Origin of the sequence: Acinetobacter sp. ACZLY 512 (assembly GCF_023614015.1) — a bacterium.
Classification (GTDB): Bacteria; Pseudomonadota; Gammaproteobacteria; order Pseudomonadales; family Moraxellaceae; genus Acinetobacter; species Acinetobacter soli.
In genome coordinates this window covers 172,512-194,245 of record NZ_JAKIVI010000002.1, presented here as the reverse complement: position 1 = coordinate 194,245, position 21,734 = coordinate 172,512, and the positions used below count along the sequence as shown (strand labels likewise).

19 protein-coding genes and 2 tRNA genes are annotated in these 21,734 nt (G+C 46.4%); 15 read left to right on the top strand and 6 right to left on the bottom strand.

What is annotated here, in order from left to right:
- Positions 1–72: 72 nt before the first annotated feature.
- Entirely contained in the window at positions 73–1,002 is a 930-nt protein-coding gene (locus L2096_RS03405; RefSeq protein WP_004934186.1) for a cation diffusion facilitator family transporter, read from the top strand.
- A 35-nt stretch (positions 1,003–1,037) separates the two neighbouring features.
- Here the strand turns inward: L2096_RS03405 and L2096_RS03400 are convergent, their stop codons facing one another.
- The 5 genes from L2096_RS03400 to L2096_RS03380 all read right to left on the bottom strand — a co-directional run bounded on the left by L2096_RS03400 (position 1,038) and on the right by L2096_RS03380 (position 3,636).
- Positions 1,038–1,376, bottom strand: coding sequence for a hypothetical protein (locus L2096_RS03400; protein ID WP_004934189.1), 339 nt, complete (start codon positions 1,374–1,376; stop codon positions 1,038–1,040).
- A gap of 94 nt (positions 1,377–1,470) precedes the next feature.
- A tRNA-Glu gene (locus L2096_RS03395) sits at positions 1,471–1,546 on the bottom strand.
- Positions 1,547–1,571: 25 nt separating this feature from the next.
- A tRNA-Ala gene (locus L2096_RS03390) sits at positions 1,572–1,647 on the bottom strand.
- 57 nt (positions 1,648–1,704) lie between these two features.
- On the bottom strand, positions 1,705–3,213 hold the full coding sequence (gene gltX, locus L2096_RS03385; protein ID WP_104123928.1) for a glutamate--tRNA ligase: 1,509 nt from the start codon (positions 3,211–3,213) through the stop codon (positions 1,705–1,707).
- A 126-nt stretch (positions 3,214–3,339) separates the two neighbouring features.
- Entirely contained in the window at positions 3,340–3,636 is a 297-nt protein-coding gene (locus L2096_RS03380; protein WP_004934193.1) for a hypothetical protein, read from the bottom strand.
- A 404-nt stretch (positions 3,637–4,040) separates the two neighbouring features.
- Between L2096_RS03380 and L2096_RS03375 the strand changes: the two genes are divergently transcribed.
- The 8 genes from L2096_RS03375 to L2096_RS03340 all read left to right on the top strand — a co-directional run bounded on the left by L2096_RS03375 (position 4,041) and on the right by L2096_RS03340 (position 13,327).
- A complete protein-coding gene (locus L2096_RS03375; RefSeq protein WP_151746719.1) occupies positions 4,041–5,042 on the top strand; it encodes a sulfate ABC transporter substrate-binding protein in 1,002 nt (333 codons plus the stop codon).
- Between the two features lie 261 nt (positions 5,043–5,303).
- Positions 5,304–6,215, top strand: a complete 912-nt coding sequence (gene rsmH, locus L2096_RS03370) for a 16S rRNA (cytosine(1402)-N(4))-methyltransferase RsmH (RefSeq protein ID WP_004934200.1) — start codon at positions 5,304–5,306, stop codon at positions 6,213–6,215.
- 60 nt (positions 6,216–6,275) lie between these two features.
- Positions 6,276–6,557 (top strand): cell division protein FtsL, encoded by a 282-nt coding sequence (ftsL, locus tag L2096_RS03365; protein ID WP_307888367.1) that lies wholly within the window; start codon positions 6,276–6,278, stop codon positions 6,555–6,557.
- 10 nt (positions 6,558–6,567) lie between these two features.
- Positions 6,568–8,406: a penicillin-binding protein PBP3 gene (gene ftsI, locus L2096_RS03360; RefSeq protein ID WP_004934206.1), complete on the top strand. Its 1,839-nt coding sequence runs from the start codon at positions 6,568–6,570 to the stop codon at positions 8,404–8,406.
- A 10-nt stretch (positions 8,407–8,416) separates the two neighbouring features.
- Positions 8,417–9,913, top strand: coding sequence for a UDP-N-acetylmuramoyl-L-alanyl-D-glutamate--2,6-diaminopimelate ligase (locus L2096_RS03355; protein WP_111812787.1), 1,497 nt, complete (start codon positions 8,417–8,419; stop codon positions 9,911–9,913).
- Positions 9,914–9,921: 8 nt separating this feature from the next.
- Positions 9,922–11,328 (top strand): UDP-N-acetylmuramoyl-tripeptide--D-alanyl-D-alanine ligase, encoded by a 1,407-nt coding sequence (locus tag L2096_RS03350; protein WP_250364866.1) that lies wholly within the window; start codon positions 9,922–9,924, stop codon positions 11,326–11,328.
- Positions 11,329–12,447 (top strand): phospho-N-acetylmuramoyl-pentapeptide-transferase, encoded by a 1,119-nt coding sequence (gene mraY / locus L2096_RS03345; protein ID WP_004934213.1) that lies wholly within the window; start codon positions 11,329–11,331, stop codon positions 12,445–12,447.
- 58 nt (positions 12,448–12,505) lie between these two features.
- Positions 12,506–13,327 (top strand): putative RNA methyltransferase, encoded by an 822-nt coding sequence (locus L2096_RS03340; protein WP_250364865.1) that lies wholly within the window; start codon positions 12,506–12,508, stop codon positions 13,325–13,327.
- A gap of 17 nt (positions 13,328–13,344) precedes the next feature.
- On the opposite strand, the gene ponA is transcribed toward L2096_RS03340, so the two are convergent.
- A complete protein-coding gene (ponA, locus tag L2096_RS03335; protein ID WP_250364864.1) occupies positions 13,345–15,876 on the bottom strand; it encodes a penicillin-binding protein PBP1a in 2,532 nt (843 codons plus the stop codon).
- A 167-nt stretch (positions 15,877–16,043) separates the two neighbouring features.
- Here ponA and L2096_RS03330 point away from each other — a divergent pair, with 167 nt between their 5' ends.
- From L2096_RS03330 to aroK, 6 genes are read left to right on the top strand one after another with little or no spacing between them, the layout of a single operon-like run.
- Complete coding sequence (locus L2096_RS03330) at positions 16,044–17,114, top strand: pilus assembly protein PilM (RefSeq protein WP_004934220.1); 1,071 nt, start codon at positions 16,044–16,046, stop codon at positions 17,112–17,114.
- Positions 17,101–17,739 carry a PilN domain-containing protein gene (locus L2096_RS03325; protein WP_104124045.1) on the top strand — a complete coding sequence of 213 codons (639 nt, stop codon included), beginning with the start codon at positions 17,101–17,103 and terminating at the stop codon, positions 17,737–17,739. Before L2096_RS03330 ends, L2096_RS03325 begins: the two co-directional genes overlap by 14 nt.
- Positions 17,736–18,470 (top strand): type IV pilus inner membrane component PilO, encoded by a 735-nt coding sequence (locus L2096_RS03320; protein WP_250364863.1) that lies wholly within the window; start codon positions 17,736–17,738, stop codon positions 18,468–18,470. Before L2096_RS03325 ends, L2096_RS03320 begins: the two co-directional genes overlap by 4 nt.
- Positions 18,470–18,994, top strand: a complete 525-nt coding sequence (locus tag L2096_RS03315; RefSeq protein ID WP_250364862.1) for a pilus assembly protein PilP — start codon at positions 18,470–18,472, stop codon at positions 18,992–18,994. Before L2096_RS03320 ends, L2096_RS03315 begins: the two co-directional genes overlap by 1 nt.
- Before the next feature lie 59 nt (positions 18,995–19,053).
- Positions 19,054–21,150, top strand: a complete 2,097-nt coding sequence (locus L2096_RS03310; protein WP_250364861.1) for a type IV pilus secretin PilQ — start codon at positions 19,054–19,056, stop codon at positions 21,148–21,150.
- A 36-nt stretch (positions 21,151–21,186) separates the two neighbouring features.
- Positions 21,187–21,729: a shikimate kinase AroK gene (gene aroK / locus L2096_RS03305; RefSeq protein WP_004934229.1), complete on the top strand. Its 543-nt coding sequence runs from the start codon at positions 21,187–21,189 to the stop codon at positions 21,727–21,729.
- The last annotated feature ends 5 nt before the right edge of the window (positions 21,730–21,734 follow it).

Here is a 21,734-nt window from a genome sequence, read left to right as displayed (position 1 = left end):
CGATTGACTATTTTGAAACGTACATAGAGGCGTCTATTTACAACACATCGATTCAAAAATAAGGAGTTCAGTATGGGGACACATCACGGGCATGACCATAGTCATGCTGTTGTGACACAAGACAATGCCAAAAAGTTAACCTTTGCCTTGGTATTGACCTGTATTTTTTTAGTCGTCGAAGTGGTGGCTGGCTTCATTACACAAAGTTTAGCGTTGTTGTCCGATGCGGCGCACATGTTTACCGATGCTGCTGCCCTCGCAATTGCACTGGTGGCCATCAAAATTGCCAAACGCCCGGCAGATGACAAACGAACCTTCGGTTATCAGCGCTTTGAAATCTTGGCGGCCTTATTTAACGCCTTAATGTTGTTTGTGGTGGCGATCTATATTTTGTACGAGGCCTATCAGCGCTTTAGCCAACCTCCCGAAATCCAGAGTATGGGCATGTTGATTGTGGCCAGTCTCGGCTTGATCATTAATTTAATCTCGATGAAAATTTTGATGTCGAGTGCCACTGAAAATCTGAATATGAAAGGCGCTTATCTTGAGGTGCTCAGCGATGCTTTGGGATCGGTTGGCGTGATCATCGGGGCAATCGTGATTTACTTCACCCAGTGGTATTGGGTCGATACCATTATTGCGGTCGCGATTGGCTTTTGGGTCTTGCCTCGTACATGGATTTTGCTGCGTCAGAGCATCAACATTTTGCTAGAAGGAGTGCCTGAAGAAATTGATGTGGAACAGCTTCGAGAGGATTTACTAAATTTAGAGGGAGTTGAAAGTATTCATCAGCTTAAGGTTTGGGCCATTACCTCTAAAAACATTCATTTGACGGTTCATTTGTTTGCACCTACTGCGGATCGTAATGCTTTGTACCATGCGGCCTATGAAATGCTGTCGCACAAACATGGCATTGCTGAAATTACCTTACAGATAGAAGAAGATGAATGTGTGGCACATGCACATACTCATGCACATCCAGAAAAAAACCATCTGCACTAACAGATGGTTTTTTTTAATATGTCACATCAGATGACTTAGATTTGCCATTCGTGATGACATTCACGGCATTTCCAGTGTTTTTGCGATTGCATAAAAGATTGCATCGACAATTTAAAATCTGGTAAATCTCGCCAAAACATCAAACCAGAGCCCGCAGCCACCACAAAAACCACCACGGTTGCAATTTGCAGGTTGGTACCAGCGCCATCTCCAAAAATCCACATACTTAAACTGATCAGAACCAGTAACAGCAGAATAAAAATAGAAGGCAGCAAAATCACCAGACTTTTAGGAACCACGGGGCGTGCGCTGGTGGTGCCTTGACTAACCGGCATGATTTTTACACTTTGACATTTGGGGCAACGGTATTGCATGGGATCTCCATCTGGCTTTTTTCTCATTTTAGCGAAGAGTCAGCAAAATCAGAAATAAAAAAAGCCGCTGTAAGTCAGCGGCTTTTCTTGAATTTGGCGTCCCTACGGGGATTCGAACCCCGGTTACCGCCGTGAAAGGGCGATGTCCTAGGCCTCTAGACGATAGGGACTTGTGAGGCTACACAATCTGAGATTTGGTGGAGCCAAGCGGGATCGAACCGCTGACCTCTACAATGCCATTGTAGCGCTCTACCAACTGAGCTATGACCCCAGTCTGTGTGAGCGCAATATTAGGGGGATTGCGCTCATCCGTCAACTATAAAATCAATTAAGATTGATCAACTGCTTCATTTTTCGGCAATTTCAAGCTTTCATTGAGTTTTTCCCATACTTTTAGCTCTTTTTTGCTCGGTGCACCTACAATTTCAAGCGCACGACGTAAACGCGCGAAGGTTAAATCCGGGCCTAAGGTCACCATCGATTGCATTACTGGAGTAGAGCTGGTCGATCCGGCAATTGCAATAAAGAACGCAGGCATGAAATCACGCAGCTTGATGTCCATTTGATTGGCAAGATCCATCAGAATCTGACTCACGGTCTCGTTGTTCCAAGTAAACTGACTTTCTAAGCGCCAGATTGCAAATTGCAAGCTTTGGCGAACCTGTTCACTGCTTAGTTTTTTGCTTTCAAACATCTCTGCCGTAATGGTAGGCATATGATTAAAGTAAAAACCAGCCCAATTCACTGCCTCAGACAGCAAGTTGATACGTGGCTGAATCGCAGCAGCAATATCTTCAAGCGTCGCACGATCATTTTTCCAGCTGAGCAGGCGGTCAAGCAATTGCCCCGGCGTAAGCGATTTGATCCATTGCCCATTGAGCCAGTTTAATTTGTCGACATCAAAAATTGGACCGCCTAAAGATACACGCTGAATATCAAAATGCTCAATCATGTCTTGAAGCGTGAAGACTTCACGCTCGTCTGGCATAGACCAGCCCATGCGGCCCAAGTAGTTCAGCAATGCTTCTGGCAATACCCCAATATCGCGATAATAATTGATCGATGTCGGGTTTTTACGCTTGGAAAGTTTGGATTTGTCTGGGTTACGTAGCAACGGCATATGGCACAGCGTTGGCATTTCCCAACCAAAATATTGATACAACAACTGATGCTTCGGCGCAGACGGTAACCACTCTTCACCACGCAAAACGTGTGTAATTTCCATGAGGTGGTCATCCACCACGTTGGCCAAATGGTAGGTAGGTAAACCGTCTGTCTTGAGCAAGACTTGCATATCGACCTGTGCCCAAGGGATTTCGACTTCACCACGTAGTAAATCGTTAAATTTACAAATTCCCTCTTCAGGTACTTTCATGCGGATCACATGCGGTTCACCCGCAGCCAGACGGCGCTGTACTTCTTCTTCAGAAAGCTTGAGTCCGCGACCATCGTATTTTGGGGTTTCGCCACGCGCCTGCTGTTCGGCACGCATTTGGTCGAGTTCTTCTGCGGTTGCAAAGCAATAAAACGCGTGACCTTTTTCAACCAAATCCAGTGCGTATTGCTTATAAATCCCCATACGTTCAGATTGACGATACGGCGCATGTGGGCCACCCACATCTGGCCCTTCAGACCAGTTCAATCCTAACCAGCGCAAAGAATCCAAAATCATTTGCTCAGATTCTGGCGTCGAACGAAGCTGATCGGTATCTTCAATACGTAAAATGAATTCACCGCCATGTTGTTTGGCAAAGCACAGATTAAACAAAGCAATGTAAGCTGTACCTACATGGGGAAAACCGGTTGGAGAGGGTGCAATACGCGTACGAACTTTCATAGGGCCTAAAAAACAAGATGAAATTTGAGAGACAGTATAACGGAAAAAGCCTGATATCTAGACCATTAATTTTAGTCAGAGATCAGGCTTTTGATGAATCACGTAGTGGGGGCTACGTTTAGAAAATTACGAGCTATGTGGTTGAAAGAGCGACTGGACAAAACGTGAAAAGCGCTGATGCTGTGTCGCAAAAAAGTTTTGAGATGCGGTCACGCGCAGACTATTGAGCATGATCAGGTCGTTGTCGTTGCCTAAGGCCGAGACATTACGTTTTTGCTGATTGAGCGCCTTTTCAATTAAAGGCGACGGAGCAGTGGTGATTCCAGATGTTTTGACTGCACTATTGTCGAGTGATGCAGCAAATCCCATAGGCGCCAGAATACTTAAGCTCAAGCTGAGCCCCAAAATTTTAACAAACTGCATGTTCATTTCCCCAAAATTACAACGATGAATTGTTTTTAGCGTCCATCTTACGTAGCACTAATTGTACAAATTCACCATGTTTTATCAATATAAAATTTGAACTACGTCACATTTTTTACAAAAAGACAAAGAACTTGGTGAGCTTTTAGTGCGCTAGAGAGACTCCGCTGCTCCAAATCTATTATTTAGAAAAACTATGGACAAACAATGAAGATTGTAAGAATGATTCCTATTTGTTAAGCCAGGCTACACTTAATCTGATGATAAACATGAGTTTAGCCGAAAATTTATGCATAGCAGAAATAGCGATGAAGACTGATTTTTTTCGTATAACTATCCGATTGTAACTTTGTTTATGCTTTAAAGAGGTTTTTCTTATCAAAAAATAGTAAAGGTGAACAACAATGAAAAATATTTTAAAGCTGTCTTTTGTGGCATTGCTGGGGTGGGGTGCAGTACAAACGCATGCAGCAAAAGACTTTTTAAATGTGTCTTATGATCCTACACGTGAGTTTTATCAGGAATATAACCAAGCCTTTTCACACTTCTGGAAATCGCGAACAGGGCAGGAGATTAATTTTAAACAGTCACATGGTGGCTCTGGAAAGCAGGCACGAGCGGTCATAGATGGTTTACAGGCCGATGTGGTGACCTTGGCCTTGGCCAATGATATCGACGAAATTGTCAATGCTGGTCTGATCAAGAAAAACTGGCAGCAGCAATTTCCAAACAATGCAGCGCCGTATACGTCGACCATTGTATTTTTGGTTCGTAAAGGTAACCCTAAAGCCATTAAAGACTGGAATGATCTGACCAAACCGGGCGTGGAAATTATTACGCCAAATCCAAAAACTGGAGGAGCACCACGCTGGATTTACCTCTCGGCATGGGGGTATGCGCTGAAACAACCGGGGGGTAATGACAGCAAAGCCCGTGCTTTGGTTAAAGCCTTGTATCAAAATGTCAAAGTACTCGACTCGGGAGCGCGTGGCTCGCTGACTACTTTTGCCGAACGAGGCATTGGTGATGTTCTATTATCTTGGGAAAATGAAGCACTGCTGGCGACACAGGGCCTTGGCAAAGATAAGTTTGAAATTGTTTATCCTTCAATTTCGATTTTGGCTGAGCCATCGGTGGCGATTGTCGATAAAACGGTCGATAAGGATGGAAACCGTAATCTGGCCAAAGCGTATTTGAACTATCTGTATTCACCTGCGGGGCAAACACTGGCAGCCAAATACAACTTTAGACCGCGTAATCCACAGGTTGCAGCAAAATATGCAGCGAAATTTCCCAAGATTAAATTATTTACCATCGATGCCGTCTTTGGTGGCTGGGCCAAAGCGCAAAAGACCCATTTTGTGAATGGCGCCATCTTTGATCAGATTTATACAGAAAAGCCGTAATGTCGCATGATCTGAAGGGAGGTTGTATCTGCTGAATGTTTGAGCAGTTGAAGTGAGGGTAAAAGGCCAAAAATTCATCTGCTTGCTTTCAGTTTTAGCAAGACTATGCTAAGTAATTGATTTAAAGCTAAACAAAAAAGAAAAATTAAATGAATTTATCGATAAAAAGTAATATTTCCCTACAAAAAGACATTTGGAGCTTTGCTCAAACAAGGTGATAATGTGCAGTTAAATTTTTAACATTTTTCTGACGCCTTACCTATGTCGCATATTTCTGTCTTACTTCATGAAACTGTAGATGCCTTACTGGCCAATCGCGACACAGGAATTTATATTGACGGCACCTTTGGCCGTGGCGGTCATACCCGTTTATTGCTGTCCAAATTGGGCCCAGATGCGCAAGTTTACGGATTTGACAAAGACCCGCAAGCGTTGGCGGTGGCACACCAGCTTGAGCAAGAAGATTCACGCTTTCACATTATTCATGCCAGTTTTGCCGATATTCAAACCGAGTTGAACCAGCGGGGCATTGAGCATGTCGATGGCATTATGGCAGATCTTGGTGTGTCTTCTCCGCAGCTCGATCAGGCCGAACGTGGTTTTAGTTTTATGCAAGACGGTCCACTCGATATGCGTATGGACAACTCTCAGGGTCAGACCGCCGCAGAATGGTTGCTGCATATTGAAGAAGAAGCGTTAGCCAATATTATTTATCAGTATGGCGAAGAACGATACAGCCGCCGTATTGCCAGAGCCATTAAGCAAGCGGGTTTACTTGAAACTACAGCACAACTGGCGGAGTTGGTAAAAGCTGCACATCCGAAGTGGGAAAAACATAAACACCCAGCCACTCGCACCTTTCAGGCGATTCGAATTGCCATTAATAAAGAGCTTGAAGATATCGAGCAGTTTTTGCCACAGGCGGTCGATTTACTCAAACCTGAGGCCCGTCTGGCAGTGATTAGTTTCCATTCGCTTGAAGATCGATTGATTAAGCAGTTTATTCAAAAGGAATCGACCATTGCAGAAGATTCTGGCTGGGGCATGCCGCAACAGCAAATCGATACGCGTCGTTTAAAGAAAATTTCCCGGATACGGGCCAGTGAAGAAGAAGTAAAAGCCAATCCGCGTTCGCGTAGTGCATGGCTTCGGGTTGCTGAACGTTTAGTATAAAGGCAGAGCATGGATAAAAAAGACAACGTGGACAAAGCAGGATCATTGCCGATAAAAAAAATGATGGTATATGCCACAATGGTGATTCTGGTTTTTGTTAGTGCGCTGATGGTGGTATTTCAGGTGTTTGAGTATCGGCACGATTATCGAGAACTGAGCGGCTTCATGCGTGAAAAAGACGATCTGAATGCCGAGTGGGGACGCTTGCTGATTGAGCAACAAACCTTTGGTGCAACCGCGCAAATTGGTTCACGTGCCGTGACCCAATTACGCATGTACTCTCCACCTGCTGCGCAAACGGCAGTCATTTCATTGCCTATGACCTCTGAGCAAAAACACTAAGGCCTGCTGTATGATCGACAAGCGAACCAAGCAAACAAGAAAAAAACAGCAATCTATTACAGAGAAACCCACGCTGGCGTTTGATCTGTGGCGGTTCTACTTACTGTGGGCGGTGGTATTGCTCTGCTTTGCCATTTTGATTGCACGTGCCTTTTATGTACAGGTGATCAATAAGGATTTTCTGCAAAATAAGGCCAATGCCAATATTTTAAGAACAGAAAAGCTCAAAGCGATGCGCGGCGTGATTAGTGATCGTCATGGCGTGCCACTGGCGATCAGTACGCCAATTATGCGGGTCGTGGTTGATCCACGTGACTATTTCGATACCAAAAAAGAATACGATGAAATTTCTGCCGAGCTGAAAAAAGATCCGAACAATCGCAAGCTCAAGCGACAGTTACCAGACAAAAACCTTAATCTGGATGAACTGGCCGATGCAGTCGGTATGGATCGTGCTGAACTCAAAAAGCAGATGTATGCCCGACCGCGTTCGCGCTATCTGGTTTTGCAAAAAGAGATTCCGCCGCAGCAAGCAGATCTGATCATGAAGCGTAATTTTCAGGGTGTTTATACCGAGAAAAACTATAAGCGTTTCTATCCACAGCCGCAAGCCAATGCTCAGATCATTGGTTTAACCAATAGCGAAGGCATTGGGGTTGAAGGCTTGGAAATGCAGCTGAACAAGCAACTGGCCGGAATTGATGGTGAGCAAAAAGTCATTCGTGATAAGCGCGGTAATCGTTTAAAAATCTCCGAAGTTATTCGAGAGGGTGAGCCGGGCGAAAATATTACCTTGAGTATCGATTCACGTCTGCAATACATCATGTATCGTGAGTTAACTGCTGCGGGTGTGGCCAACAATGCGCGTTCGGCCTCTGCCATTGCAGTAGATGTAAAAACCGGTGAAATTCTGGCGATGGCGAGTTGGCCATCGTATAACCCGAATGACAAAAATGGTCTGTCAAATAAGGATGCCATGCGTAACCGCGGCGCGATTGATATGTTCGAGCCGGGCTCGACCATGAAGCCTTTTACGGTGGCAGCAGCGCTCGAAAGTGGTCAATATACGCCAAATACCATTGTCAATACCTCACCGGGCTCGATGCGTTTAGGCTGGCATACCATTCGTGATACGCATAACTATGGCGCGCTTACCCTGACAGGGGTTATTGTAAAGTCGTCCAACGTCGGTTCTGCCAAAATTGCCCTTTCGCTACCGAAAGATTCGATTCCGACCTTTTTCCGCCGTGTCGGTTTTGGTCAGCGCTCAGCCGTGCATTTTCCCGGCGAGAGTGGTGGTCTGATTTTACCTGCAAGCAAGCTAACCCCGTCGCAAATTGGAACCATGGCTTATGGTTATGGCCTCAATGCCACCATTTTACAGTTGGCGCAAGGCTATGCCATGCTGGCCAATCATGGGGTAAAAATGCCATTGAGCCTGCGTAAACTGGATGAAAAACCTAAAGGTGAGCAGGTTCTCAATCCAAAAATTGCCGATCAGGTGCTGATGATGCTTGAGCAGGTGACGATGCCTGGGGGGACTGCAACACAGGCCAATATTCCGGGATATCGTGTTGGGGGTAAAACAGGAACCGCGCATAAATTACGTGCCGATGGTAAAGGCTATGCACAAAATGAATACCGCGCCCTGTTTGCGGGTGTAGCGCCAGTGAGCGATCCGCGCTTGGCCATGATTGTGGTGGTGGAAAACCCGCAAGGACGTTACTACGGCGGTTTGGTGGCAGCGCCTGTATTTACCAGAATGATGCAAGAATCACTTCGCTTAATGAATGTTCCACTCGATAAACCATTGGATACGCCAAGTAATCCAATTTTAAAACGCCAATAAGAGGTGGAGAATGCGCGTTTCATTTCAAATGATCGCTGCAGTAGATGCGGCAGTTTGCTGGCGAGATCAACCGTTTCAGGGATTTTGTCTCGACAGCCGTTTTATTAAAAAAGATCAGCTTTTTATTGCACTGACCAGTTACTCACAGCCAGAAAAAACCCGTGCTTTTGCCGAAGCGGCACTGGCACATGGTGCTCTGGGTGTGATTTGCGAACAGCCTTTGGGGCTGGAAAAAGAATGGGTGTGTCCAGATGTCCGCCACCGCATGGGTATCTGGCAACGTGCTTATTTGCAGCATACTGCACCTGTTGAGCCTGCACGGATTGTCGCCGTCACGGGGACCAATGGTAAAACCACCATTTCACGCCTGATTGCAGAGCTATTGACCCTGCAACATCAGACCTGTGCCGTGATGGGCACCACTGGTAACGGAATTTTACCGCATTTAAATCCATCGACGCACACCACACTCGACGCACTACAGCTTCAGTCTGCCTTACATGACTATGCACAGCAAGGCGCCAAATTTGCTGCGCTAGAAGCCAGCTCGCATGGACTAGAGCAAGGCCGACTGCAAGGCTGTGCCATTGAAATCGCGGTATTTAGTAATTTAAGTCGTGATCATCTGGATTATCACGGCACGCTGGAAGCGTATGCAGAAGCCAAGTCGCGTTTGTTTGCCTTTGAATCATTAAAAGTTGCAATTATTCATCTAGACGATGCCTTTGCACCGCTCATGCTGCAAGTGGCTCGCGCGAATCCCGCTCAGCCTAAAGTGCTTACCTATTCGCTTCAACAGGCCGCAGACTATAGCGTTAAAGATTTAAGCTTTAGCTTGGAAGGTGCGCGCTTTACTTTGGTTACGCCGCAGGGCGAGTATCCGGTACACAGCCCATTGCTTGGGCATTTTAATGTCGAAAACTTGGTTGCTAGCTTAATTGCAGCAGAGCAAGCCGGTTTTGATCTGGCAGTGCTTTGTGCAAGCACCCTACAGCTCAAAGGCGCGCCAGGGCGTATGCAAGTGATCCGCGATCAAGAGCGCGTTTTTGTAGTGGATTATGCCCATACACCAGATGCGCTTGAACAAGTGCTGAAAACTTTGCAGCGTCATGTCGGACAGCGTTTGTGGGCGGTGTTTGGTTGTGGTGGCGATCGAGATCGGGGTAAGCGCCCGCTGATGACCCAAGCAGCCTTAAATGGCGCAAATCCAGTCATTTTGACATCGGATAATCCACGGACAGAAAATCCAGAGCAGATTTTTACAGATATGAAAGCCGGCATCGATTTTTCTGGTCATGAGGTGTATGAACTACATGATCGACGTGATGCAATCCGTTATGTGGTCAATCATGCACAAGCGGGCGATATTGTGGTGATCGCTGGAAAAGGCCACGAAAATTATCAGGATATTCAGGGTGTACGCCATTGGTTTGATGATGTCGTCGAGGTACAAAATGCCCTAGACGCTCAGCATCAATCGATTTCTTCGGCCTCTTCTGCGCAGTAGGTTTTTTTATGCATACGTCGACAACCAGTACGGTGCCACTTGAGCCGTGGACCGCAGCACAATTACAGCACGCGACCCAAGGCCATTGGCACAACGGGCGTGCGCCAAGTACGCAAATTAAAAGAATTTTAACAGATTCACGCCACGCCGAAGCCGGCGATGTGTTTCTTGCCCTCAAAGGTGAGCGCTTTGATGCCCATGACTTTGTGGCACAGGTGGCTGCCAACGGCTGTCAGATCGCGATTGTAGAGCATCCACTAGATTTAGACATTTGCCAATTGGTGGTTTTGGACACCCGCTTGGCGCTTGGACACTTAGGTGCTTATCGTCGTCAGCAATATCCAGACTTACAGGTCATGGCGCTAACTGGAAGTAGTGGTAAAACCACCACGAAAGAAATGTTGGGTAGCATCTTGTCGCGACTGGCGCCGACGCTGGTCACGCGCGGTAACTTAAATAACGATTTGGGTGTACCGATGATGCTGCTTGAGCTAAAACCCGAGCACCGTTATGCGGTCATGGAGCTGGGTGCCAATCATCAGGGCGAAATTGACTATACATCGCAACTGGTTCAACCTCATGTGGCGGGTATTTTAAATATCGGTACGGCACATTTGGGTGAGTTTGGTGGGCGCGATGGTATCTGCCGTGCAAAATCCGAGATCTATCATCATATCGACGCTGAAGGCACTTCAATTGTGCCGGCCAATGACGACTTTACCCAGCAGATTCGCCAAGCCGTCCGTACCCAAAAACATTTAAGTTTTGGTGACGGGGGCGAGGTATATGCCACGGATGTGGTGCTGCATGCACAATCGAGTGAATTTCATCTGCATACCCCACGCGGTCAGGCACATGTGATTTTGCCCTTTGCCGGTGAACATAATGTCGATAATGCATTGGCCGCAACTGCCTTTGCGTTGGCAATGGGTATTGAGCTGAATGATATCGTGACAGGGCTTGAGCATGCGCAAGGCGCTAAAGGACGACTCAACTTTATTCGTCACCAGCAGCATCTGTTTATCGATGATACCTACAATGCTAATCCGGGATCCATGCGGGCTGCCGCAGGCGTACTGGCGCAGCAGACCGGTGTAAAAGTGATGGTGACGGGTGATATTGGTGAGCTCGGTGACGCCAGCACGCAGGAACATTTCGATTTAGGGCATGATCTTGTGCTCGAAGCGATTGATTATGTCGTGGCGGTAGGCGAGTATGCAGCCGCCATGCAACAGGGTGCCCAGCGTAGTAAGCATCCAGAAAAATTAACTGCGTTTGCAACACAGGCAGACGCGCTGCCATTTTTAATTGAATTAACACACCAACATCAACCCCAGTCCATGAGTTTCTTGTTTAAAGGTTCTCGTTATACCCATATGGAAACGTTGATGGCTGATTTGATGGAGAAACTTTAAATGCTGTTATGGTTGTTTGAACATCTATCGGGCTATAACAGCTCGTTCCAAGTGATTCGTTATTTAACATTACGTTCGTTGCTCAGTGTCCTTACGGCACTGGCAATTGGCTTGATGCTTGGTCCGATGATGATTCGTAAACTACAAGCATTGAAATACGGTCAGGCCGTTAGTTCTTTTGCACCTGAAAATCATGCCAAAAAAATGGGAACACCCACGATGGGCGGTGTCCTCATTTTACTCTCGATTGGAATCAGCACCTTACTCTGGGCAGATTTATCCAATCCATACGTTTGGATTGTGCTGGGCGTGATGGTGGTTTTTGGCGCTGTGGGCTGGGCCGATGACTGGATCAAAATCCGCTATAAAGACAATGCTGGGCTGCCTGCACGTAAAAAGTTTTTCTGGACGTCACTGGCCTCTATTGGTGCGGGAATCAGTTTGTATGTGATTGCACAACATCAAGACAATCCGATTCACACTGCCAACATGCTGGATTTATTGATTCCATTCTTTAAAAATCTCACCATTCCGTTGTCGGCCATTCCTTTGGGTCTGGCATTCATCGTATTTACTTATCTGGTGATCAATGGCGCTTCCAATGCGGTCAATCTGACCGACGGTTTGGATGGTTTGGCCATTATGCCGATTGTAATGGTGGCAGCAGGTTTAGGGGTATTTGCGTATTTGGCTGGTGACATCCGTTTTGCCAATTACCTGCACATTCCATATGTGAAATATACCTCTGAGCTGGTGGTGATTTGCTCGGCGATGGTGGGTGCAGGCCTTGCATTTTTATGGTACAACGCACACCCTGCGCAAATCTTTATGGGTGATGTCGGCGCGCTTGCACTGGGTGCGATGCTGGGCACGATTGCAGTTATGGTGCGTCAGGAAATCGTATTTGCCATTATGGGCGGTGTCTTTGTGATGGAAGCCGTTTCGGTATTTTTACAGATCGGATCGCTGCGAATGCGCAATAAGCGGGTGTTCTTGATGGCGCCGCTGCATCACCATTATGAAAAACAAGGTTGGAAAGAGACGCAGGTCGTGACGCGTTTCTGGATTATTACAATTATGCTGGTGGTTTTGGGGCTAATGACTTTAAAATTGCGTTAAGCTACCCATCAGACAAAAAGAGCCGGCACCGCCGGCTTTTTTTATGAGGAAACCGAATATGAATGTGTTGATGTGCCCGGTGTGCGGCGACAAACTGGCGCTTAATCAGATGACTTGGCGCTGTACGCAAGGACATAGCTACGATGTGGCCAAACAAGGCTATGTAAATTTGCATGTGGTGCAGCACAAGCACAGTAAAAGTCCGGGCGATACCCCTGAGTCGGTTCAGGCTCGACGTGCTTTTTTAAGCGAGGGATTTTATCAGCCTTTACGCGATGCCTTAGAAGCTGAACTCGCCAGCTTAAATCCAAAGTACTTGCTCGATATTGGCTGCGGCGAAGGATATTACACCGATGCCATGCAACAGCATGTAAAGCACTGTATTGGTCTAGATATCGCCAAGACGGCGGTTCAACGTGCAGCAAAACTGAATCGACAGGTGACGTGGATGGTTGGAACTGGCGCAGTGCTACCGGTACTGGATCAGTCCATAGATGTCTGCACCAGTCTGTTTAGCCCGATTCCCCAAAAGGAAATTTTACGTGTCCTTCAACCGGAAGGTTACTTGATGGTGGCCACGCCAGCACCCCAGCATTTACTTGGTATGCGCGCGGCCTTGTTTGATGAAGTGAATCCGCATACCCCTGAAAAGTTTGTCGAGCAGCTTCAGCACGATTTCGAACTGGTTAAATCTGTGAGTGTGGAAAGTACGTTTGATTTAAATCAAATCCAACTCAAGCATTTAATCGCCATGACGCCATATGCGTATAAAGCTAAAGCTGAAAAACGAGAAGCACTTGAAGCGCAAGAGGGCATGCACCTCACCGCAAGTTTCCAGCTTTATCTATTTAAAGTCCGAAAAAAACAGCCATCAATTTGATGGCTGTTTTTTTTCGATTAAGTGACCTGATTAATCAGGCCTTCTAGCGCATCGCCGCGTTTGGGCGCATCGCTTTTCTTGGGTGTCGATGGCGCGGTATTCGATGGTGGAACCTGAATCTCTTCACCCGGTAAATCGGCAAAATCACTGTCAGGTGTTGCAACAGGTGCCACAGGCGCAGGCACATATAGCGGACGTGCCAGCGGTGGTGAGGCTTTATCGTCATTGCGATTATTAATTTCAATGGTTGGTTTTTCGCGTGAAATTGGCGCTTTGGCATTTTTGTCCAGACGTACCCACGCAGATGGTGTATTTTTTAGCGACTGATCCATGAAGTTGGTCCAGATCGGTAGTGCTGCAATACCGCCATATTCACGTCGGCCCAGCGTTGTAGGCTGGTCGAAACCGACCCATGCCACTGCAACGAGTTTGCCATTAAATCCTGCAAACCAAGCGTCTTTGGCATCGTTAGTGGTACCGGTTTTACCGCCTAAATCGTCACGACCAATTTTAAGCGCCGCGCGCCCTGTACCATGCAAAATAACATCCCGAAGAATATTGGCCATGTCATAAGCTGAACTGGATTTTAAAATCCGCTGTGCTTGACGATAGTTGGCAGTGTCTTCAGATGCTGTTACAGCAGGAGCGGGTGGTTGCTGCAAGGTCTGGTTATTGACCTCAATCACTTCATCATCTGGGGTTTGAGGTGCTGTATCTGTAGCAGCAGGCTGTTCATTGATACAAGGAATACAGGCATACTCAGGTTTTGCTTCAAAAATAACTTTGCCGTAAGCATCTTCAATACGACGGATAAAGTGCGGTTGAATACGATAACCGCCGTTGGCAAAAGTGGCATAGCCAGTTGCCATCTGGATCGGTAAGACTTGTGGGGTACCCAAGGCAATCGTGAAGTTGCGTGGAATCTGATTGTCTTGCAAACCAAAATCCATCAGCAACTGTCGGGCCCGTTCAACGCCCACAGTTTGTAATAAGCGCACCGAAACGGTGTTACGTGATAAATACAGCGCTCGACGTAGTGGAATCATGCCTAGATAGCGGCCATCGGAGTTTTTCGGCGACCAGCGTCCGATGGTAATCGGGCTATCGTTGACCATGGAGTACGGTGTCATACCACGCTCAATGGCCAAGGCATAAATAAACGGCTTGATGGTCGAACCCGGTTGACGCCAGCCTTGTAATGCGCGGTTAAATTTTGATTGGTAAAAGTTATATCCACCCACCACGGCTTCAATCGAACCGTCATTTGGATTCAGTGCAATTAATTGACCTTGAACCCGTGGAATTTGCACCAATGACCAAGCAGATTTATCGTCATTCGGACGTAAGCGCACAATATCTTTGACTTTCACAATCTGCGACGCGCGTGACGGCAATTCGCCTACGCTATTGGCATTGCGATAGCGGCGTGCCCACGACATTCCCGACCAAGGCACCGTGACAGTCTGTCCATCCTGCATGCGTGCTTCAAATGTATTGCTTCCGACTTTAATGACTTCGGCAGGAAAGGTATTGGCATAAGGAATGAATTGATTCAGCGGTTTATCATGTGCCTCTGCACCTCGCCAGCCGTGTCTGCGATCATAGGCTTCAAGTCCATCTTGTACCGATTGCTCGGCATAGGCTTGGCGCTGGCTATTGATGGTGGTGTAAACCTTATAACCAGAATCGACTGCCTGTTCACCAAACTTTTCGACCAGGTCTGCACGTACCATTTCACCAATATATGGGAAGCGGTTACTTACACCACGGTCTGGCATATCGAGGTTGATGGGCTCGGCCACTGCTTGTTGATACTCGGTCTGATTGATATAGCCAAGTTGCAACATGCGTCCTAAAATCCAGTTTCGGCGTTCAAGTGCGCGCTCTGGATTAACTACGGGATTGTACTTAGAGGGTGCTTTAGGCAAGCCCGAAATCATGGCCATCTCAGCAATACTGAGCTGATCAAGGGTTTTGTTATAATAGATCTTGGCGGCGGCCGCGATACCATAAGCATTTTTTCCCAAGAAAATTTTATTGACATATAGCGTCAAGATTTCTTGTTTACTCAGGTTTTGCTCAATTTTTCGCGCCAAGAAAATTTCAGTCAGTTTACGTTTTAAAGTACGCTCTGGCGATAAATAATAGTTTTTCGCCACCTGCATGGTAATGGTCGAGCCACCCGTTTGTACATTTGAACCGGTTACGGTTTCACTTAATGCACGCCCCAAACCCTTAAAACTAATCCCGCTGTGCTCAAAAAAAGATGAGTCTTCAGCTGCCAAAAAAGCATGAATAAAATGTGGTGGAATTTGATTATATTCAACCGGAACTGAAAGTTTACCGCCATATTCTGCGATTAATTGATTGTCTGCGGTATAAACCTGTAATGGTTTAAGCAACGGCGCCTTTTTCAAGGAGCTCATTTCAGGCAAAGACGGGGCAATATAGAGATACATGCCATAAAAACCCATCGGAACTGAGACAAGTACCATGATAATGAACAAAAAAAATGGGTGAACGCGGCCTGAACTGGATAGCTTTTTCATAACAAGTGGGTTTTAATAAGAGCTTAACGCAAACTAATTGTGGGTCAGTATATCCTTTAGAATAGCGGATTGTTAGATGAGATATTGTATCCGCATAAAATTAATGACCTAGATATAATTAGCCCTTGCTTCTTTGGGGGACAGAAAAATAATAGGACACCATTTACGTGCTCAGATTATACCGTAAAACCAATAAGGGGTTGGTTGGGGTTGATATCAGTTCGACTTCGGTCAAAGTACTCGAGCTCTCTGCCAAAAATGATCGTTACTGTGTAGAAAGTTATGGCTTGATTCCGCTGCAAGAAAGCAGTGTAGTTGAGAAAAATATTCTTAATCCTGAAGCGGTGGCCGACGCATTGACGCGCGCCATCAATCTGGCCAATCCACAAGCGACCCAAGCGGCCATTGCAGTGCCCACCTCAATGGTCGTACACAAACTGATCGAAATGGATGCCGACATGACCGATGATGAGCGAGAAGTTCAGATTCGAATGGATGCCGAGCGTTTTATTCCATTTCCTTTAGATGAAGTCAGTCTTGATTTTGAAGTCACGCCAGAACGCCCAGCCAATCCTAATCGGGTCAATGTCCTGATTGCAGCGACACGTACCGAAAATGTCGATACGCGTGTTGAAGTGCTGGAGTTGGCAGGTTTAACGCCTAAGGTGGCAGATGTTGAAAGCTATGCCATGGAGCGTGCATTTCAGGTTTTTGCCGATACCTTGCCGATGGGCGTAAGTACGGTGGGAATTTTAGATATTGGCCATACCATGACCACGCTGTCGGTGATGCAAAAGGGCAAGATTATTTATACCCGCGAGCAGGTTTTTGGCGGTAAACAACTCACTCAAGACGTTCAAAAACGCTATGGAATGTCTTATGAAGAAGCAGGACGTGCCAAAAAAGACGGCTCGTTGCCCGAGGATTTTACCGCAGAAGTGTTTGAGCCCTACCTAGAAGCGCTGGTTCAGCAGGCGGCGCGTTCATTACAGTTTTTCTTTTCATCTTCGCAGTACAACGAAATTGACCATATTTTGCTCGCAGGCGGAAATGCCAATATTCCGGGGCTGGCCCGATTGTTGCAGCAAAAACTGGGCTATCGGGTGACGGTGGCCAATCCGTTTTTACAAATGGATTTTTCACCACAGGTGGATGTTCGCAAGATCGAAAATGATGCTGCATCGCTCATGGTGGCATGTGGGCTAGCCTTGAGGAGTTTCGATGATGACACGCATTAACCTCCTTCCATGGCGCGATAAACTGCGAGAAAAGCGTAAAAAAGAATTTATTTTACTTAGTGGTTTGGTGGCAATACTCGGATGCGCTGCCGTTGCATTGGGCTGGACGTATTTTAATTTCAAGCTTAATGATCAAGAGCAGGCCAATCAGTTACTTATTACTACCAATCAAGCCTTAGACCATCAACTCAAAGCACTCGATGGTTTACAGCAGCAGCGAGATGCGATTGTAGAACGGATGAAACTGATTCAGGGCTTGCAATCGCAGCGTCCTGTGGCAGTTCGCCTCATTGATGAAATTGTTCGGGTTACACCAAACAATATGTATCTGACCAAATTTACCCGGACTGGCGATAAATTCACGCTAGAAGGCCGAGCCGAAAGCCCGAATACCGTAGCCGAATTATTACGCAACCTTGAGGCATCGCCTTGGTATCGTAATGCCTTTATGAATTCATTTCTGGCGGTCGACGATACCAAAGAGAAGGCGCCAACGTCTGTTGTGCCAAGACCTGAAGAAGCATACGGCAGTTTTTTGGTCAGTGTCGATTTGGGTGAAATTGGTGTGGCCTATGCGCCACCAACCACCACTGCAACAGCAGCCAATTCGGGGGCTAAGCCATGAAACGAGATCCAGTCGATCACACGGCACCTGAGCAAGCACCTGTGCAGAAAAAACGCATGACGGTGGATAAGTTTTTTCAGCAGTTTAATACGCTCGACATGAGCAATTACGGGAGCTGGCCCAAATCGGTCAAAATCACCTGCTGGATATTTATTTTTTTCTTAGTGGTGGCGCTTGGTTATTTTGTCATGATTCTTCCGCAGTTAGACGCCATACAGACCGCGCGTGCGCAAGAACAAAACCTTCTGAATGAGTTTAAAGAAAAAGAATCCAAACTACGCAATCTACAGCAGTATCAGCGTCAATTGGTCGAAATGCAGGCCAGCTTTAATCAGCAACTGACGCAACTTCCAAAGGAAAGTGAGATTCCGGGCTTGGTCGAAGACATCAACATGACGGGTGTGAACTCGGGTTTAAAATTTAAAAATATTCGGCTTGAAAATGAGGTCAAACAAGAAATTTTTGTAGAGCAGCCAATTTCGATTGAAGCCACGGGTGACTACCATGCTTTTGGTGCCTTTGTCAGTGGTATTTCGGCCTTGCCGCGTATCGTGACCATGCATGATTTTGTCATTGAAGCAAAACCTACCAAAGAAACCTCGGATATTCCGCAGGTCGATTACAGCGTCAAGGCGAAAACATATCGTTATATCGGTGTAGACGAGCAAAACGCTGCCTCGTCGGTTCAGCCATCTGCCGCACCCGCAGCAGCACAAGGGGGGACACCTTAATGATACGTCAACTTCTGTGCTTGAGTGTGGTGGTGCTGGGGCTTGCGGGTTGTGATTCACGCATTGACAGTGTGCAGCAGCAAATGGCCGCTATTCAAAGTCAGCCACCGTTACCGATTGAGCCTGCGCCTGTATTTATGCCTGTTCCGCCCTACCTTTATTCTGCCAATCAGTTACGCAATCCATTCTTGCCGAACTCGATTGCCGCAGAACTCAAGGTGATGTCTGGAAAACGCGTTTACCCAAATCTATCCAGACCCAAACAGCCACTTGAAAGTTATGCGCTTGAATCATTAAACATGAAAGGCAGTATGCGCCGCATCAATGGCCAAATTCTGGCATTAATTCAAACGCCTGATGGTGAAATTGAGCGTGTACAAATTGGCAATTATATGGGGCTGAATGAAGGGCGGATTGTAGCCATCTCACCCACACAAATTGATTTAATGGAAATTGTGCCAGATGGACGTGATGGATTTATTGAACGGCCACGATCTTTGGTTTTAATTGGACCGAAGCCCTAGTGCACAGGGGAATAATAATGAGAAAAAGCTTGAACGTTTTTATGCTTGGGGGAGTCTCGATGAAACAGGTAATTCGTCAATTTACGATGGCAAGTGTGACCTATGCCATGATGCAAGTTGCAAGTGCGCAGGTCGCCATTACCAATGTCGTCCCGATGACGATTCCGGGACAAGGGACCGAAGTGCGGATTATGTTTAATGGACTGCCGCCACAACCTCAGTCGTATCAACTTGAGCAGCCTTCTCGTCTGATTCTGGATTTCGATCAAGCCACGCAAAAACTGGCCAAACGCAGTATTGCGCTCACCAGCAATGAAGCCTCGGGAATTGAAGTCAGTGCAGATGAAAAACGCGCCCGTGTCACGGTGAATCTTAAAAATTCAGGTGCATTTACCACGCGTGTAGAAGGCAATGTCTTCATTCTTAAAATTAATAATCTGGCCTCTGCCGCGACCCCACTTGCCGCTCCAGCCCCAAAAAACCAGCTTTCTATTGGAAATATTGGATTTCAAAAAGGAGCACAAGGTGAAGGACAGGTGGTGATTGATCTGCAAGGCAGTACCACGCCTGTCGATGTGCAGCAAGAAGGCAGCAAGGTGGTGGTGCGTTTTCCCGGCATCAAAATTCCGACGCATCTGGCGCGCCGCCTGAATACCACCGAGTTTGCAACGCCTGTGGCATCGATTGATGCATTCAATAATGGCAGCAACGGTGTGGTCTCGATTCAGTCGACGGGGAGTTATGAATACATGGCGTATCAGGCCGAAAATAAACTCACCATCAGTTTAAAGCGTCCACAAGATAATGTCAGACTAAACTCAAAAAACAACCAAAACTATACGGGTAAGAAGATCTCACTGGATTTTCAAGACATTGAAGTACGCCGCGTATTACAGTTACTGGCCGATTTTACCAATATCAATATGGTGACCGCAGATTCTGTACAAGGCAATATTACCTTGCGCCTTAAAGACGTGCCGTGGGATCAGGCGCTGGATATTATTTTAAAAACAAAAAATCTGGACAAGCGCCGTAATGGAAATGTGATCTGGATAGCACCTGTCACCGAGATGATCAAGTCTGAAGAAGATGAAGCCAAAGCGATTGCACAAAGTACCAAGCTCTCGCCGTTACAAACCGAGTTTATTCAGCTTAAATATGCCAAAGCGGTAGATATTGAAAAATTGATTACTCAAGGTCGAAACAGCGGTACTACCAGTACTGCCACGACTGGTGGTGCGACGGTGGAGCCTTTGGGCGATAGCGTTGGCACTTTGTTAAGCCCGCGTGGCACGATTTCTTTTGATCCGCGTACCAATACTCTTATTTTAAATGACACTGCGCAAAAGATTGACCAGATCCGACGCATGATTGATTTGCTGGATATTCCGGTGAAACAAGTCATGATTGAAGCACGGATTGTGCGTGCATCGACCTCGTTTAGTAAAGAAATGGGAGTGAAATGGGGCGTCTTGTCGACAGGCAATGATTTACAGGTCACAGGTAAAAATTCAACCTTATGGAACTTGCGTAATGGCGACACCATTAACAATAACTTAAGTGTTGATTTAGGGGTATCGACAGCAGGCGCCAGCAGTATTTCATTTGGTTTAATCAGCTTGTCTGATTTTATGCTGGACTTGGAGCTGTCTGCCTTGCAGGCTGACGGATACGGCGAAGTGATTTCAACACCGAAAGTGATGTCCGCCGACAAGCAAAAAGCCAAAGTAGCAACCGGTGTGGAAGTGCCGTATCAGTCCACCACCAATTCGGCAGCAGGATCAACTGCCACAACCTCATTTAAAGAAGCATTGCTCAGTCTGGAAGTCACACCCAACATTACCCCAGACGGTAAAATTTTGATGGAACTGAATATTGCCAATGACTCGATCAATAGTTATGCCCAAAACGGTGAGGCCATTTTAAATAAAAATGCGATCAATACCAATGTCTTGGTGAATAATGGTGAGACAGTTGTCTTGGGTGGTGTATTCGAACAAACCACGTCTAATGCGGTGACTAAAGTGCCATTTTTAGGTGATTTGCCTTATGTGGGGCGTTTATTTAAAAAGACCGCAAAAAGTGAAGCGAAAAATGAACTGCTAATTTTTGTGACACCTCGAATAGTTAATGACACTATTGTTGGAAATCATTAATATAGTTTTAATTCAAGTAATTCAATAGGTGACTCCTTGCCAAGCAAAGAGTTTGACAGCCTACCCAATATTTATTTGGTAGGTCCCATGGGAGCAGGAAAGACCACCGTTGGGCGGCATTTGGCAGAATTGTTGGGGCGTGAATTTCTCGACAGCGATCATGAAATTGAACGCAGAACAGGTGCTACAATTCCATGGATTTTTGAAAAAGAAGGTGAATTGGGCTTTCGTGGCCGAGAAACCAATGTGCTCGATGATCTTACCTCTCGTCACCATTTGGTATTGGCTACAGGTGGTGGCGCTGTCACCCAAGCAGCAAACCGAAACTATCTAAAAACACGCGGCGTCGTGATTTATCTGTTTACGCCTGTCGAGTTACAATTACAACGCACCTATCGTGATAAAAATCGTCCTTTATTGCAGGTCGAGAATCCGGAGCAACGCCTTCGAGATTTACTCAGTACCAGAGATCCGTTGTACCGTGAAGTGGCCCATCATATTATTGAAACAAATCAAGGCGCAGCACGTGATCTTGCCCAGCAAATTTTACGCGTGATCTTAACGCCCCAATTGCACTAGTTTTC

Excerpts from the sequence above, each read along its gene's own strand:
- L2096_RS03400 (WP_004934189.1), bottom strand. The coding sequence starts at position 1,376 with ATGCAATACCGTTGCCCCAAATGTCAAAGTGTAAAAATCATGCCGGTT.
- ftsI (WP_004934206.1), top strand. The coding sequence starts at position 6,568 with ATGATCGACAAGCGAACCAAGCAAACAAGAAAAAAACAGCAATCTATT.
- mraY (WP_004934213.1), top strand. The coding sequence starts at position 11,329 with ATGCTGTTATGGTTGTTTGAACATCTATCGGGCTATAACAGCTCGTTC.
- L2096_RS03340 (WP_250364865.1), top strand. The coding sequence starts at position 12,506 with ATGAATGTGTTGATGTGCCCGGTGTGCGGCGACAAACTGGCGCTTAAT.
- rsmH (WP_004934200.1), top strand. The coding sequence starts at position 5,304 with ATGTCGCATATTTCTGTCTTACTTCATGAAACTGTAGATGCCTTACTG.
- gltX (WP_104123928.1), bottom strand. The coding sequence starts at position 3,213 with ATGAAAGTTCGTACGCGTATTGCACCCTCTCCAACCGGTTTTCCCCAT.
- L2096_RS03350 (WP_250364866.1), top strand. The coding sequence starts at position 9,922 with ATGCATACGTCGACAACCAGTACGGTGCCACTTGAGCCGTGGACCGCA.
- L2096_RS03355 (WP_111812787.1), top strand. The coding sequence starts at position 8,417 with ATGCGCGTTTCATTTCAAATGATCGCTGCAGTAGATGCGGCAGTTTGC.
- L2096_RS03315 (WP_250364862.1), top strand. The coding sequence starts at position 18,470 with ATGATACGTCAACTTCTGTGCTTGAGTGTGGTGGTGCTGGGGCTTGCG.
- ftsL (WP_307888367.1), top strand. The coding sequence starts at position 6,276 with ATGATGGTATATGCCACAATGGTGATTCTGGTTTTTGTTAGTGCGCTG.
- L2096_RS03405 (WP_004934186.1), top strand. The coding sequence starts at position 73 with ATGGGGACACATCACGGGCATGACCATAGTCATGCTGTTGTGACACAA.
- L2096_RS03310 (WP_250364861.1), top strand. The coding sequence starts at position 19,054 with ATGAAACAGGTAATTCGTCAATTTACGATGGCAAGTGTGACCTATGCC.
- L2096_RS03375 (WP_151746719.1), top strand. The coding sequence starts at position 4,041 with ATGAAAAATATTTTAAAGCTGTCTTTTGTGGCATTGCTGGGGTGGGGT.
- ponA (WP_250364864.1), bottom strand. The coding sequence starts at position 15,876 with ATGAAAAAGCTATCCAGTTCAGGCCGCGTTCACCCATTTTTTTTGTTC.
- L2096_RS03380 (WP_004934193.1), bottom strand. The coding sequence starts at position 3,636 with ATGCAGTTTGTTAAAATTTTGGGGCTCAGCTTGAGCTTAAGTATTCTG.
- L2096_RS03320 (WP_250364863.1), top strand. The coding sequence starts at position 17,736 with ATGAAACGAGATCCAGTCGATCACACGGCACCTGAGCAAGCACCTGTG.
- L2096_RS03325 (WP_104124045.1), top strand. The coding sequence starts at position 17,101 with ATGACACGCATTAACCTCCTTCCATGGCGCGATAAACTGCGAGAAAAG.